General features: G+C 69.6%; 15 protein-coding genes and 1 pseudogene. 12 read left to right on the top strand and 4 right to left on the bottom strand.

All coding sequences use genetic code 11. The features are described from left to right. The first annotated feature begins 212 nt into the window (after window positions 1-212). On the top strand, window positions 213-1,766 hold the full coding sequence (locus H1Q64_RS03540) for a DEAD/DEAH box helicase (RefSeq protein WP_237904402.1): 1,554 nt from the start codon (window positions 213-215) through the stop codon (window positions 1,764-1,766). A 228-nt stretch (window positions 1,767-1,994) separates the two neighbouring features. Here the strand turns inward: H1Q64_RS03540 and H1Q64_RS03535 are convergent, their stop codons facing one another. Together H1Q64_RS03535 and H1Q64_RS03530 are read right to left on the bottom strand one after the other, a co-directional pair. Beyond that, a complete protein-coding gene (locus tag H1Q64_RS03535) occupies window positions 1,995-3,002 on the bottom strand; it encodes a cobalamin biosynthesis protein CobD/CbiB (RefSeq protein ID WP_237904401.1) in 1,008 nt (335 codons plus the stop codon). Between the two features lie 7 nt (window positions 3,003-3,009). Beyond that, complete coding sequence (locus H1Q64_RS03530) at window positions 3,010-3,573, bottom strand: ankyrin repeat domain-containing protein (protein WP_237904400.1); 564 nt, start codon at window positions 3,571-3,573, stop codon at window positions 3,010-3,012. 104 nt (window positions 3,574-3,677) lie between these two features. On the opposite strand from H1Q64_RS03530, the gene H1Q64_RS03525 reads away from it, so the two are divergent. The 3 genes from H1Q64_RS03525 (at window position 3,678) to H1Q64_RS03515 (ending at window position 5,385) form a co-directional block, all read left to right on the top strand. Next, window positions 3,678-3,824, top strand: a complete 147-nt coding sequence (locus H1Q64_RS03525) for a hypothetical protein (protein ID WP_237904399.1) — start codon at window positions 3,678-3,680, stop codon at window positions 3,822-3,824. A gap of 83 nt (window positions 3,825-3,907) precedes the next feature. Next, complete coding sequence (locus H1Q64_RS03520) at window positions 3,908-4,513, top strand: general stress protein (RefSeq protein ID WP_145681247.1); 606 nt, start codon at window positions 3,908-3,910, stop codon at window positions 4,511-4,513. Window positions 4,514-4,617: 104 nt separating this feature from the next. Beyond that, the gene (locus tag H1Q64_RS03515) at window positions 4,618-5,385 is read left to right on the top strand and encodes a sulfite exporter TauE/SafE family protein (RefSeq protein ID WP_237904398.1); all 768 of its coding nucleotides are present in this window, start codon (window positions 4,618-4,620) and stop codon (window positions 5,383-5,385) included. Window positions 5,386-5,403: 18 nt separating this feature from the next. Here the strand turns inward: H1Q64_RS03515 and H1Q64_RS03510 are convergent, their stop codons facing one another. Next, window positions 5,404-6,300, bottom strand: coding sequence for a methyltransferase domain-containing protein (locus H1Q64_RS03510; RefSeq protein ID WP_237904397.1), 897 nt, complete (start codon window positions 6,298-6,300; stop codon window positions 5,404-5,406). 93 nt (window positions 6,301-6,393) lie between these two features. On the opposite strand from H1Q64_RS03510, the gene H1Q64_RS03505 reads away from it, so the two are divergent. From H1Q64_RS03505 to H1Q64_RS03490, 4 genes and pseudogenes are all read left to right on the top strand, one after another. Continuing rightward, complete coding sequence (locus H1Q64_RS03505) at window positions 6,394-6,660, top strand: flagellar biosynthetic protein FliQ (RefSeq protein ID WP_145701156.1); 267 nt, start codon at window positions 6,394-6,396, stop codon at window positions 6,658-6,660. Window positions 6,661-6,673: 13 nt separating this feature from the next. Beyond that, window positions 6,674-7,423, top strand: a complete 750-nt coding sequence (locus H1Q64_RS03500) for a ComF family protein (RefSeq protein WP_237904396.1) — start codon at window positions 6,674-6,676, stop codon at window positions 7,421-7,423. An 89-nt stretch (window positions 7,424-7,512) separates the two neighbouring features. After that, on the top strand, window positions 7,513-7,776 hold the full coding sequence (gene grxC / locus H1Q64_RS03495) for a glutaredoxin 3 (RefSeq protein WP_114859043.1): 264 nt from the start codon (window positions 7,513-7,515) through the stop codon (window positions 7,774-7,776). Further along, window positions 7,773-8,607 (top strand): annotated as a pseudogene (locus H1Q64_RS03490) (carbon-nitrogen hydrolase family protein). Before grxC ends, H1Q64_RS03490 begins: the two are co-directional and overlap by 4 nt. Window positions 8,608-8,614: 7 nt before the next feature. On the opposite strand, the gene H1Q64_RS03485 reads toward H1Q64_RS03490, so the two are convergent. Next, window positions 8,615-9,220, bottom strand: a complete 606-nt coding sequence (locus tag H1Q64_RS03485; protein WP_237904395.1) for a class I SAM-dependent methyltransferase — start codon at window positions 9,218-9,220, stop codon at window positions 8,615-8,617. A 131-nt stretch (window positions 9,221-9,351) separates the two neighbouring features. On the opposite strand from H1Q64_RS03485, the gene H1Q64_RS03480 reads away from it, so the two are divergent. The 4 genes from H1Q64_RS03480 to H1Q64_RS03465 all read left to right on the top strand — a co-directional run bounded on the left by H1Q64_RS03480 (window position 9,352) and on the right by H1Q64_RS03465 (window position 14,053). Next, window positions 9,352-9,879, top strand: a complete 528-nt coding sequence (locus H1Q64_RS03480) for a DUF1178 family protein (RefSeq protein ID WP_237904394.1) — start codon at window positions 9,352-9,354, stop codon at window positions 9,877-9,879. 218 nt (window positions 9,880-10,097) lie between these two features. Further along, window positions 10,098-10,400 carry a DUF485 domain-containing protein gene (locus H1Q64_RS03475; protein WP_109070658.1) on the top strand — a complete coding sequence of 101 codons (303 nt, stop codon included), beginning with the start codon at window positions 10,098-10,100 and terminating at the stop codon, window positions 10,398-10,400. Continuing rightward, window positions 10,400-12,118, top strand: a complete 1,719-nt coding sequence (locus tag H1Q64_RS03470) for a cation acetate symporter (protein ID WP_237904393.1) — start codon at window positions 10,400-10,402, stop codon at window positions 12,116-12,118. The genes H1Q64_RS03475 and H1Q64_RS03470 overlap by 1 nt, the downstream gene beginning before the upstream one ends. A 117-nt stretch (window positions 12,119-12,235) precedes the next feature. Continuing rightward, entirely contained in the window at window positions 12,236-14,053 is a 1,818-nt protein-coding gene (locus H1Q64_RS03465) for a putative nucleotidyltransferase substrate binding domain-containing protein (RefSeq protein ID WP_237904392.1), read from the top strand. Window positions 14,054-14,063: the final 10 nt, after the last annotated feature.

Genomic DNA, 14,063 nt, shown 5'->3' with positions numbered 1-14,063 from the left:
GCGTCTTGATCGCTGGAGGCTCGCGCGTCTCTTGAGCGAGACGCGCTTTGATATTGCGGGACGGCCTTCCTTGGGACCCGGTCGCCCGTTGCTTCGGACAGACGCCTCTCCCTCTTCCGACCTCCTCCCGGCGAAAACGCCGGCGTTCCACCGCTCACCATCCTGGTGCGGCGGCCGTGCGCCGTCTTGGTCCTGAGGAAAGGTTACCCTACTTGTCGTCCATCGAAATCACCGCCGCCGACGCCCTCGTTGTTGAGACCGCCGTCGCCGAGACTTCTGTCGCCGAGACTGCCGTCACCGAGGTTGCCGTCGCCGACGAAACCGTGACCGACACCACTGAAACCGTTACCCCCAACGCTTTCGCCGGGCTGGGCGTCCACCCGCTGGTCGTGAAGGCGCTTGAGGCGTTCGAATACAACACCCCGACCCCGGTCCAGGCCGAGGCGATCCCGCCGGCCCTGGAAGGCCGCGACATCCTGGCGACCGCCGAGACGGGCACCGGCAAGACCGCCGCCTTCATGCTGCCGGCGCTGACCCGCACTGTCGAGCTGCCGCGCCTCGGCGTCGCCGCCCCGCGCGTGCTGGTGCTGGCCCCGACCCGCGAGCTGGCCAAGCAGGTCACCGACGCCGCCCGCAAGTACGCCAAGTTCATGAAGTACAACATCGTGGACGTGGTCGGCGGCATGCCCTACCGCGACCAGCTGCGCCTGCTGTCGCGCGCGGTGGATGTGATGGTGGCTACGCCGGGCCGTCTGCTCGACCATGTGTCGCGCAACCGCATCGACCTCAGCGCCGTCGAGGTGCTGATCCTGGACGAGGCGGACCGCATGCTGGACATGGGCTTCCTGGACGATGTGGAGACCATCGCCAAGTGCTGCCCGGACAACCGCCAGACGCTGCTGTTCACCGCCACGCTGGACCGCCGCATGGCTCAGCTCGCCGGCAACCTGCTGCGCAACCCGGTGCGCGTCGCCGTGGAAAGCGCCACCACCGCGGTGAACGTCGAGCAGCGCCTGCACCATGCCGACGACATGGACCATAAGCGCCGCCTGCTGAAGCACTTCGCGGACCTGCCCGAGGTCGGCAAGGCGATCATCTTCGCCGCGACCAAGCGCGACGCCGATGCGCTGGCCGAGGAGCTGAGCGACGCCGGCCACGCCGCCGCCGCCCTGCACGGCGACATGGACCAGTTCAAGCGCAACCGCACGCTCCAGCGCCTGCGCACCGGCCAGGTCCGCCTGCTGGTGGCAACCGACGTGGCGGCGCGCGGCATCGACGTGCGCGACATCACCCACGTCATCAACTTCGACCTGCCGCGTTCGGCGGAGGACTATGTCCACCGCATCGGCCGCACGGGCCGTGCGGGCGCCTCGGGCGTGGCGGTCTCCTTCGCCGCCCGCGCCGACCGCGATGCCCTGTTCCGGATCGAGCGCTACACCGGCACCCGCCTCGACATCCACGTCGTTCCGGGCCTGGAGCCGCAGCGTCCGTTCCAGACCGGCGGCGGCGGCCGTCCGGCGGGCCGTTCGGGTGGCCGTCCGGGTGGCGGCAACGGCGGCGGCTACAACAAGAAGCCGTGGGTGCGCAACGCCAACGGCGGTGCTGAGGGCGGCAAGCCGAACGGCGCCCCGGGTGGCCGTCCGCAGGGCCGTCCGATGAACCGCAACGAGCATGGCCGCAGCGACCATGCCCGCAACGAGCACGGCGGTCACGCCCGCCGCGACTCCCAGGGCGGCAAGCCGGCGCACCGGGCGTCCAAGTGGTAACAGCGGTTCGCCGCTGACATGAAAAAGGCGCGGTCCCTCGGGGCCGCGCCTTTTTTCTTGGTCAAGTCGGAGTGTGGCGGGCAAGATTTTTCACGGATTTCACAGAATTCTTTTAATAATAAATATTGGAGACCTGTTTCTATCGTGCGAGGTCGCCAGGTATAGCGGTGAGTGGATAAATAAAAATTCGTGCAATCCGTGTGAAGTCTTGTCCCCCGCACCCGCGCTTTACAGCCCCGCGATCCCCCATAGCAGCAGCGCCACCAGCAACGCCAGGATCAACCCGGCCACGGCGTAGACCGCCAGCGCCCGCCCGATGTCGGCGGCGGTGGCCCGCGCGCGGCCCTCGCCGATCCAGGGTTCGGTGATGACCACGCCGCCGTCGCGGTGCGGCCCGCCCAGCGCCAGACCCAGCGCGCCGGCCATGGCGGCGGTCGGCCAGCCCATGTTGAGGGAAGCCGCCTTGCCGCCGTCCCGCATCATCGTGCGGAAGGCGCCGCCGGCCTTCGCTCCGGCAAAGGGCGCGGCCAGCGCCAGGAGAACCGCCGCCAGTCGCGCCGGGATGGCGTTCAGCGCGTCGTCCAGCCGCGCCGCGGTCTGGCCGAAACGCTCGTGCCGCACGCCGGCGTGGCCCAGCGCGGTGTCGGCGCCGTCCACCACCGCCCAGACCAGCAGGCCGGGCACGCCCAGCAGGGCATAGCCGAAGACCGGCGCCACCAGCTTGCGGGCGAAGCCCTTGGCGGCGGCCTCGATGGCGGCGCGGGCGACGCCGTGCTCGTCCAGGCTGAAGGCGTGGCGACGGGTGAGGGGGGCAACGGCGTCCCGCGCCGGAGCGACCCCGCCCTTGTCCAGGGCGCGGCGCACCGCGCGCACCCGCGCCCAGGCGCTCCGCCCGCGCAGGGTGGCGAGGATCACCGCCAGCTCCAGCAGCCAGCCGCGGCTCTGCGCGCCGATCCGCTCGACGATCAGGCCGACGGCGACGGCGGCCAGCACGAGCGCCAGCACGACCAGCGCGCCGCGCAACAGGCGGGCGGTCTTGCCGCGCTCCACCCGGTTCAGCCGCCGGTCGGCCCAGGCGCAGACGCGCTGCGCCAGCGCCGCCGGGTCGGGCAGGACGCGCCCGATCCGGTCGCCCGCGGCGGCGTCGATGGCCAGGGCCAGCAGCAGCAGGAACAGCGGCCCCGGACCGTTCAGGGGGGCGGCGCCGAGGACGGAGGTGAGCAGGGCGTCGCCCATCGCGGCCTCAGCGCGCTCCGGCCTGGCGCAGCAGGTTGGCTACGCGGGCGTTGCGGCTGTCCTGCGCCCAGCTCAGCGTCGTGCGGCCGGTGAAATCGGAGCGGTCGGCCTGCGCCCCGGCCTTCAGCAGCCGCTCCACGAGATCGACGCGGCCGAAGCGCGCCGCGGTCATCAGCGGGGTGACGCCCTGGCGGTTGTCCTGGTCGACCTTGGCGCCCTTGGCCAGCAGAAGGTCCACCGCCTCCGGCGCGTCGGCCTCCACCGCGTAGTGCAGCGGGGTGTTGCCGGACTTGTCGGCGCGGTTGGGGTTGGCCCCGCCGTCCAGCAGAAGCCGCACCAGCTCCGGATGGCCGTTGCCGATGGCCAGCAGCAGGACGGGGCGCCCGCTGGCATCGACCTGATTCGGGTTTTCCCCCTTCAGCAGGAGCAGCCGCAACGCGCTGGCGTCGTTGGAGGTCACCGCCTTGACCATGGAGGGGCCTTCCAGAAGGTTGATCTGGGCCAGGGCTGGCGCGGCGGCGGGGGCGGTCAGGCCGAGGGCCAGCAGACTGAGCAACAGCAGCCGTTTCATGGCGCGTCCTTTTGTGCGATCCGTGTGTGATCCGTCTTTCGGCCGGGGATACTATCCAGTTTGGCCCGGTTTGGCGACGGCGACCCGCTGCAATGGAGCCGCCCATGGTCCGCAGCCCGCTCGCCCGCCACATCGCCCTGTTCCTGGCGGTGAAGGCCGCGCTGATCGCGCTGGGCCTGTGGTGGTTCCTCGGCACCATGCCGGAGCCGCGGGGCGTGGTAACTCCGCCCGCCGCCGTGGCAAAGCCCTGACGCCGCTTGGTGTCCCGGCGGGAACCTCCGCTCCGCGCCCATGGTTGAAGCTCAACCGGGAAGCGCAACAGGGGAAGACCGCCATGACCTTCGAAAGTGATGCGAACGCGAACCGCTCTGCCGGCCATCTGCGCGGCGCCGTGCGCGAGGCCGTGGGCATCTTCGCCAGCCGCGACGCCCTGCAGAAGGCCGTCGACGAGCTGACCCTGGCCGGGTTCCAGCGCCATGAGCTGAGCGTGCTCGCCAACGACCAGACCATCCGCGACCATCTCGGTCATGTGCCGCAGCGGGCGGAAGACATCGCCCACGACCCCGACGCGCCGCGCCAGTCCTACGTCTCGCCGGAGGATGTCGGCAGCGTGAAGGGCGTGGCGGTGGGGTTCCCGGCCTATGTCGGGGCGATCCTGGCGACCGGCGCCGTCCTGGCGACCGGCGGCACGGCCCTGGCCGCGGCCGCCGCTGCTGCTGCTGCGGGGGTGGGTGGCGGCGCCATGGGCTCGGTCATGTCGAACTGGCTGACCGACAAGCGCAACGAGCCGATGCTCCAGCACCTCGACAAGGGTGGCATCCTGCTGTGGGTCAATCTGGCCGACGCCGGGCGCGAGCAGCAGGCGCTGGAGATCATGAACCGCCACGCGGCGCAGCCGGTGGAGGTGCATGAGGTGGCGCAGTCCGGCTCCGAGACCTAACCCCGAAGGCTGAGCCGGCGCGGGTTGGAGCCCGTTGACTCAGGTCATGGCCTTCGCGGCGGGCTTCCCCTATACACGGGCGGTCTTCCAACCGGAGGTCCGCCTTGGATGCCCATTCGGCCCTGACGCTTCTCGAAGCCGGCCTCAACCAGTGCGCCGTCGTCATCGACCGCGACGGCGGGCTGCTGGTCGCGCTGTTGACCGCCGGGCTGGTCGGGGGATCGACCCATTGTGCGGGCATGTGCGGTCCCTTCGTCCTGGCCCAGGTCTCCGCGCGGCTGGAGCAGGTCCCGGCCTCGCGGATGAGCGAGTTTCACCGGCTGGCCGGGGCGGCGGTGCTGCCCTACCATCTGGGGCGCGGCACCACCTACACGCTGATCGGCGCGACGGCGGCGGCGGTCGCCGGCCATGTCGGGGCGCTGCCCGGGCTGAAATGGTTGTCGGTGGCGCTTCTGGCCTTCGCGGCGCTGTTCTTCCTCGGCTATGCGGTGAAGGGGCTGACCGCCTGGGTGCCCAAGCTCGACGGCGCGGTGCAGCGCTGGTGGGGCGACCGGGTGTCCCGGCTGGCCCGCCCCCTGTTCGGCAACCCCACGGGTTGGCGTGGCTACGCGCTGGGGCTGGCGCTCGGCTTCATTCCCTGCGGCCTTCTTTACGGCGCGGTGGCGGTGGCCGCGGCGAGTGGCAGCGCGCTGACCGGAGCGCTGGGCATGGCGGCCTTCGCGCTGGGCACGCTGCCGAGCCTGCTGGCGGTCGGCCTCGCCGGCCATCTCGCGGGGCGCACTTGGCGCTCCGCAGTCGCGCGGGCGGCGCCGGTCATCATGGTGGTGAACGCCGGGGTGCTCGGCTGGATGGCGATCCGGCTGATCGGGTGAACGCCTTCCCGCTCCGGATCACCGAAGCTTTTCCGCCGATCCCTTCAGCGCCTCGCCCAGCGGGACCTCGCCGCAGCCGGGCTTGAGCGGCTGCTGCTGGCTCTCGTGCGGCGACCAGCCGGCGAGGTAAAGGATCTGGAAGGTCGCCTCGATGCGGCCGTCCGGCTCGGCGTAGCGCTCGGCGTAGCGGCGGGCGGCGTCGAACAGCAGGGCGCGGGTGGCCGGCACCTTGCGGCGGGCGAGGACGGCGTTGGTTTCGCCCATGCCGCGCAGGTCGCGCATCAGGCGGAAGGCGTCGCTGTAGGTGACGGTGATGACGTCGCTGTCCACCACCGGCAGGGCGAACCCGGCGCGCTGCATCAGGCCGCCGACGTCGCGGATCTCCGCGAAGGGCGACACGCGGGGCGACACGCCGCCGGCCACTTCCATCTCCGCCTCGTACAGGCAGCGGCGCAGCTCCAGCAGCGTTTCCCCGCCCAGCATGGCCGCGCAGAAGAAGCCGTCGGGCTTCAGCGCCTGCCGCACCTGGACCAGCGCGCCGGGCAGGTCGTTGACCCAGTGGAGGCTGAGGTTGCTGACCACGAGGTCGAAGGTCTCCGGCACGAAGGGCAGGAGCTCCTCGTCGGCGGCGACGGCAAACGGACCGGCCCGCCGGGCGAAGCCGGGGGAGAGGTCGCAGGCGACCAGCGTCTCGACGCCCTTGCGTCCACGCAGCGTCCGCCCCATCACCCCGTCGTGGGCGCCGAGGTCGAGCACGGTGGGAAAGGGTCGGGCCACGTCCTCCAGCCGGTCGACGAGGCGTTCGGCGACCTCCTCGAACAGGAAGGCGTGTTCGGCGAAGGCGGGGACGGCGCGGTCGCGGCGGCGGCGGACGAGCGCGCGGTCGAAGACGGTCATGCTGTCGGGCGTGGTCATGCCCGCAATATAGCCCAGCCCTGGCGGGCTACAACCATCGGCGAAAGGGCGGCACTGTGCTATGGTCGGCCCCGAACTCGCGGGAGCTTGGCCATGGGCATCGAGGAAGCCATCGGCGCCACCTATGAGGCGCTGATCGTCATCATCAAGATCACCACCCCGGTCCTCGTCGTCACCACGGTGCTCGGCATGCTGATGACCATCTTCCAGCAGGCGACCAACATCAACGAATCGACGCTGCAGCAGGATCTGAAGATCTTCGCGACGCTGGCGCTTCTGTTCATCACCGGGCCGGCAATCTACATCGCGCTGCGCGACTACACCTTCGTGATCTTCGACCGCATCGCCGGCCTGAACTGAGGGGCGCGCCGCCATGGCCCTTCCGCAGCGGCTGGCGACCAGGGTTCTGGCGGGAATTCTCGACACGCGCTGCTGCCGCCGCGCTGCCTGTGCTGCGGCGGGGCGGTGGACCGACCGGCAGGGCGGCCTCTGCGCGCCGTGCTGGAGCGGCCTGACCTTCATCGCACCTCCACTCTGCGCTTGTTGCGGCACGCCCTTCGACTTCGCGCTGGAGGGGGAGCCGCTGTGCGGCGCCTGCATTGCGGAGGTTCCGGTCTTCGCCCGTGCCCGCGCCGTCCTGGCCTACGACGACGGCAGCCGCCCGCTGGTCCTCGGCTTCAAGCATGGCGACCGCATCCACGCCGCCGTGGCCTACGGCGCCTGGATGGCCCGCGCCGGGGCGGAACTGCTGGCCGACGCCGACCTGCTGGCCCCGGTGCCGCTGCACCGCCTTCGGCTGTTCCGGCGCCGCTACAACCAGGCGGCCCTGCTCGCCCAGGCGGCGGGCCGGCAGGCCGGGCGTCCGGTGATTCCCGACCTGCTGATCCGCCGCCGGTCCACCCCGTCGCAGGGCGGGCTCGACCGCTCGGGGCGGCGGCGGAACGTCAAGGGAGCCTTCGCGGTCCGGCCGGGGCTGGAGCCGCGGGTGGCGGGAAAGCGCATCGTCCTGGTGGACGACGTGCTGACCACCGGGGCGACCCTGTCGGAATGCGCGCGGGTTCTGCTGCGCGCGGGGGCGGAGCGGGTGGACGCACTGACCCTGGCGCGCGTCGTCAAGACGTGAGCCGTGGGTGTGAGCCATGAAAACGTAACGGGTGACGCGGTGCGGCGGTTGATCTTATAACCGTTCAAAACAGCCAAGGAGCCCTCCGCATGGCCGACGTCGTCATCTACACCACGCCCTTCTGCCCCTATTGCTCGCGCGCCAAGCGCCTGCTCGACAGCAAGGGGGTGGCGTATGAGGAGATCGACCTCTACATGCATCCGGGCCGCCGCGAGGAGATGGTGCAGCGGGCCGAGGGGCGCATGACCGTGCCGCAGGTCTTCATCGACGGCAAGCCCTACGGCGGCTCCGATGACATCCACGCGCTGGACCGTGCCGGCAAGCTCGATCCGATCCTGGGAATCGGGGGATGAGCGGCGTCCTGAAGGCCGCCTGCGTCCAGGTCAACGCTGGCACGGAAATCCTTCCGAACCTTCAGGCGGCGGGCGATCTGGTCCGCCGGGCGCGCGACGCCGGAGCGGACTTCATCGCCCTGCCCGAGAATGTCAGCATGATCGTCCAGGGCCGGGCCAAGGTGCTGGAGCGGGTGAAGACGGCCGACGAGCATCCGGCCATCCCCTTCTTCGCCGATCTGGCGCGGGAGACCGGGGCTTGGCTGCTCGCCGGGACGCTGGGTGTCCTGCTCGACGACGGTCGGGTGGCCAACCGCAGTTGCCTGTTCGACGCCAAGGGGCGGGTCGTCGCCCATTACGACAAGCTCCACATGTTCGACGTCGACCTGAAGGGCGGGGAGAGCTACCGCGAATCCGCGACCTTCCGGCCCGGCGACCGCGCGGTCCTGGCCGCCACGCCCTGGGGCCGGGGTGGGGATGACCGTCTGCTACGACCTGCGCTTCGCCTATCTCTACCGGGCGCTGGCCCAGGCGGGGGCGTCGATCCTGACGGTGCCGGCGGCCTTCACCGTGCCGACCCGGGCGCACTGGCACACGCTGCTGCGCGCCCGCGCCATCGAGACGGGCTGCTTCGTCCTGGCCCCGGCCCAGACCGGCAGCCACGACCAGGGACGGCTGACCTACGGCCATTCCCTGATCGTCGCCCCCTGGGGCGAGGTGCTGGCCGACGCCGAGGAGGCGGTGGGCTTCGTCCTGGCGGAGCTGGACATGGCCCGCGTCGAGGAGGCCCGCCGCATGGTGCCGGCCCTTACCCACGACCGGACCTTCACGCTGGAGCGGGTCGGCTTCTGAGCGGCCGTCAGGCGGGCAGGGGGCGGGGCTCCGGGTCGCCGTCCAGGCCGCTTCCGGCCTCCAGATCCTTGACCGCGCACAGCCGCTGAACGACCGCGGCCTTGGGCGAGGCGACCTCGCCATGCTCGTAGGCGACGACCTGCAGACGCCCGCACGCCACCTCCAGAAGCTCGCCGCTGCGCAGCAGGAAGGCGGGGGAGGCGGGGCGGCCGAAGCGGGCGTTGCCCAGGGCGAAGGTCTCATAAAGGAGAAGGCCGCCGGGTTCCAACGCGTCGAGGATGGCGGGGAACAGCGGGCGGTGCAGGTAGTTGGTCACCACGATCGCGGCGAAGCGGCGGTCGCGCAGCAGCGGCACCGGCGCTCCACTCTCCAGATCGGCCTCCACCAGTTCCACCCCCGCCGTCCCGGACAGGTCGGCCACCCCACGCAGGTCGCGGTCCAGCCCGACCACCGGGTGGTTGCGCGCCTGGAACAGCCGCAGGTGCCGCCCCGACCCGCAGGCGAGGTCGAGCACCGGGCCGCCCGTGCGCACCAGCGGCGCGAAGCGCGCAACCCAGGGGGACGGCGGGCTGATCGCGGAATGGGGCGATCCGGCGGGGGACGGTGTGGACAAGGGACGGATCCTTCCGCTCTTTCATGACGTGTGTTTGACCGCGACGCCGGCGTCGTGCTGAACTGGCAACCGGTCACCGACCGTATATCATGACCATCCGTTCTTCTCATTGTGGAGCATCCGACGGGGACATGATCCTCTTCGTTCTGAAATGCACGGCCGACCACCGGTTCGAAGCCTGGTTCCGCAACGGCGACGCCTACGAGACGCAGGCCGCCGCCAAGGCCATCGCCTGCCCGGTCTGCGGCGACACGCACATCACCAAGGCCCCCATGGCCCCGCGCATCGCCAAAAACGGGCGCTCCAGGGATGAGGCTCCCCGGGACGGCGGTGCGCCGGAAGCGGTGCCCGCAGAGGCAGGCGGCGCTGCAACGGTGCCCACGGCTCCCCCCGCGTCCGCAACGCCCTCCGTGCCGGCAGAACTGCGCGAGCGCTTCGCGGCGGAGGTTATGCGTCAATTGACGGAAGTTCGCCGCACGGTTGAAACGAATTGCGATTACGTCGGGGACCGTTTCGCGGAAGAGGCGCGGCGCATCCATTATGGCGAAACCGATCCGCGCGGAATCTATGGCGAGGCCACCGACAAGGAAGCGGAGGAGTTGAAGGAGGAAGGTGTGACTTTTGGTCGCATACCTTGGCTTCCGCGCACCAATTCTTAAGCCCACGCTTCACAATATTTCGTGCACCCCTTGCCCTTTCGCTGCCATGGGTTTGTGAACGAACCTCCGGAACAACGGCCGCGGGCTGCGTCAAGCCGCTTTTTAGCGGTTGGCCTGCATCAAAGTTGTTGACGGGATAGTTCGTTACAAAGACCATATGGCCCGAGTGTCTAATATGACCTTGCAAAAATCGCTCGGCACTCGCGAGGGGACGCACTATGAAAGAAAACGCTCAGAGGATTCTCGCGAATCCCAAGTTTCAGGAGCTGGTGCAGAAGCGTAGCGCATTCGCGTGGACGCTTTCGATCGCCATGCTCGTCATCTACTTCGGCTTCATCCTGCTGGTCGCGTTCGGCAAGGGGTTTCTGGGTACCCCGATCGGCAATGGCGTGACCACCTGGGGTATCCCCGTCGGCCTCTTCACCATCATCTCCGCCTTCATCCTGACCGGCATCTACGTGCATCGGGCGAACGGCGAGTTCGATGAGCTGAACCGGCAGATCATGGAGGAGTCGAAGTGATGCGTTCGCTGGTCAATCGTGTGGGCGTCGCGGCCGTTGCGGCCGGCGCGCTCATCCCCGCGTCGGTGCACGCGGCGGCGGTCGAAGGCGCGGTTCAGAAGCAGGCGACGAACTTCTCGGCGATCGTCATGTTCCTGATCTTCGTGCTGGCCACGCTCGGCATCACCTACTGGGCGGCGCGCCGCACGAAGTCGGCGAAGGACTTCTACGCCGCCGGCGGCGGCATCACCGGCTTCCAGAACGGCCTCGCCATCGCCGGCGACTACATGTCGGCGGCGTCCTTCCTCGGCATCGCCGGCCTCGTCTACACCTCCGGCTTCGACGGCCTGATCTTCTCGGTGGGCTGGCTGGTCGGCTGGCCGATCATCCTGTTCCTGGTCGCTGAGCGCCTGCGCAACCTCGGCAAGTACACCTTCGCCGACGTGGCCTCCTACCGCTTCCAGCAGACCCCGATGCGCACGATGGCCGCCTGCGGCTCGCTCGCCACGGTGACCTTCTACCTGATCGCCCAGATGGTCGGCGCCGGCAAGCTGATCCAGCTGCTGTTCGGCCTCGACTACATGTGGGCGGTGGTGATCGTCGGCGTCCTGATGATCGCCTACGTGACCTTCGGCGGCATGCTCGCCACCACCTGGGTGCAGATCATCAAGGCCGTGCTGCTGCTGTCGGGCGCTTCCTTCATGGCCTTCGCGGTGCTCGCCAAGTTCGGCTTCAGCCCGGAGGCGATGTTCGCCACGGCCACGCAGGTCCACCCGAAGGCGACCGGCATCATGGCGCCGGGCGCCCTCATCACCGATCCGGTCTCGGCGATCTCGCTGGGCATGGCGCTGATGTTCGGCACCGCCGGCCTGCCGCACATCCTGATGCGCTTCTTCACGGTGTCGGACGCCCGCGAGGCCCGCAAGTCGGTGTTCTACGCGACCGGCTTCATCGGCTACTTCTACATCCTGACCTTCATCATCGGCTTCGGCGCCATCGTGCTGCTGCTGGCCCCGGACGCCACCGGCGCCTATCCGTTCCTCGACGCGGCCAAGCTGGCGGCGGCGGGCGGCAAGCCCAACCCGGCGATGATCATCGGCGGCTCCAACATGGCGGCCATCCACACCGCGCACGCGGTGGGCGGCGACCTGTTCTTCGGCTTCATCTCGGCGGTGGCCTTCGCCACCATCCTCGCGGTGGTCGCGGGCCTGACGCTGGCCGGCGCCTCGGCCGTGTCGCACGATCTGTACGCCTCGGTGATCGCCAAGGGCCGTGCGTCGGAGCATGACGAGATCCGCGTGTCGAAGATCACCACGGTGGTCATCGGCATCGTCTCGATCTTCCTCGGCATCGCCTTCGAGAACCAGAACGTGGCCTTCATGGTCGGCCTCGCCTTCGTGATCGCGGCCTCGGCGAACTTCCCGGTTCTGCTGATGTCGATGTTCTGGGGCCGGATGACCACCCGCGGCGCCGTTCTCGGCGGCTGGATCGGCCTGGTGTCCTCGGTGACGCTGCTGATCCTGGGTCCGACCGTGTGGAAGTCGGTGCTGGGCAACCCGGCCGCCATCTTCCCGTACGACAACCCGGGCGCCTTCACCATCCCGCTGTCGTTCCTGGCGATCTGGTTCTTCTCGATCACCGACAACAGCAAGGCGGCGCAGGACGAGCGCGAGGCTTACAAGGCCCAGTACATCCGGTCGCAGACCGGTTTGGGCGCCGAAGGGGCTTCCGCTCACTAATGCGAATGGTCGCACCCACCTTCCGCAGATGAAGGGGCTGGTGTAATCTTCAAGGCGCCTCAAGACCACGGTCTTGGGGCGCCTTTTTTATTCACCCGCTGGTTCGTGGAGCGGATTTTGTCCGACGCTTTCGATTTCTCCGTCTCCCCCTTCGACCGCCTGACGCCGGAGCAGCGGCAGCGGCTCGCCGCCGCGCTCGACCTCGGCGTCTACCCCCGGGACGGCGTGATCCTGAGCCGGGACGAGCCGGCGGATTGCCTGTTTGTGGTGCGGCAGGGGCTGGTCCACGAACGCCGGGGCGGCGAGGTGGTGGCGGTGCACGGCGCCCACGACAGCTTCGACCTCCAGGCGCTGTTCTCCGACGGGCAGGCGCGCAGCTTCGTCGCGGCGGAGGACACGCTGTGCGATCTGGTGCCGCGTCCGATCCTTCTCGAACTGGCGCACGAGAACGCCGCCTTCGGCGCGGTGATCCAGCAGGCGTTCGCCGACCGGCTGAGCGCGCTGGCCAACGAGCGATCCAACCGCGAAACCGCCGCGCTGACGATGGCGCGCATCCGGCAGGCCTATCTGCACCCGCCGGTCTTCGTCGAGGCCGGGGCGTCCCTGCGCGACGCGGCGGCGGCGATGAAGCGGAACCAGGCGAGCAGCGTGCTGGTCCGGGATGGCGATCCGAAAAAGGGGGGGCGCGTCGGCATCCTGACCGGCACCGATCTGCGCGACCTTGTGGTGCTGGAGGGGCGGCCCGTGGACAGCCCGGTGGGGCCGCTCGCCCGCTACGAGCTGCTGGCTCTGGATCGCGACGACCTGCTGTTCAACGCGCTGATCCTGATGACCAAGCATTCGGTGCGCCGTCTGGTCATCACCGAGCAGGGCGCGGTCGCCGGCCTGCTGGAGCAGACCGACCTGCTGGCCGTCCTGTCCAACCATTCCCAGGTCGTCGCGCTCAAGGTCGACCGCGCCGCCACGCCGGAGGATCTGGGCCGGGCCAGCCAGGACATCGTCGGGCTGATCCGCACGCTGCACGGCACGGGCGTCAAGGTGTCCTTCATCGCTGACCTCGTGACCGAGCTGAACCGCAAGATCTTCCGCCGCCTGTTCGAACTGCTGGCGCCGCCCGACCTGCTGGCCAACTCCTGCCTGATCGTGATGGGCAGCGAGGGGCGTGGCGAGCAGCTTCTGAAGACCGACCAGGACAACGGTCTGATCCTGCGCGACGGCTACGACTGCCCATCCCTGTCGCAGGTGACCGACGCCTTCACCCGCCATCTGGTCGAGTTCGGCTACCCGCCCTGCCCGGGGCGCATCATGGTGTCCAACCCGGACTGGACGCGTCCGCTGGCGCTGTACAAGGATTCCCTCTTCCACTGGATCCACCGGCCCGACGAAGCGGCGCAGATGAACCTCGCCATCTTCTACGACGCGGCGGCGGTGGCCGGGGACGCCGCCCTGCTGGCCGAGGCGAAGGGCTACCTGCTGGGCCGGCTTCAGGACAACCAGATGTTCTTCACCGCCTTCGCCCGCCCGGCGCTCGCGTTCGACACGCCGTCGGGTCTGTTCGGCGGCCTGTTCGAGCGGCGCCGCAATGAGGCGGTGGACATCAAGAAGGCCGGCATCTTCCCCATCGTCCATGGCGTCCGCGCGCTGGCGCTGGAGAAGCACATGGCGGAGACCAACACGACCGAACGCATCTGGGCGCTCGCCGACCAGGGCGTTTTCGACCGCGGCATGGCGGGCGAACTGGCCGACGCCTTCACCTTCCTGTCCACGCTGCGGCTGAAGGCCGGGCTGGACGCCAGCGTGTCCGGCACCCAGACCGACAACCTCGTCCGTACGGAGACCTTGGGCAAGCTCGACCGCGACCAGTTCAAGGATTGTCTGGCGCTGGTGAAGAAGTTCAAGGAACTGCTCGCCTACCACTTCCACCTGAACCATTGACCCGCCGGGC

Source organism: Azospirillum brasilense, from assembly GCF_022023855.1.
Lineage (GTDB): Bacteria > Pseudomonadota > Alphaproteobacteria > Azospirillales > Azospirillaceae > Azospirillum > Azospirillum brasilense_F.
Note: the sequence above shows the minus strand (reverse complement) of the source record. Positions and strands in the feature narration are given on the sequence as shown.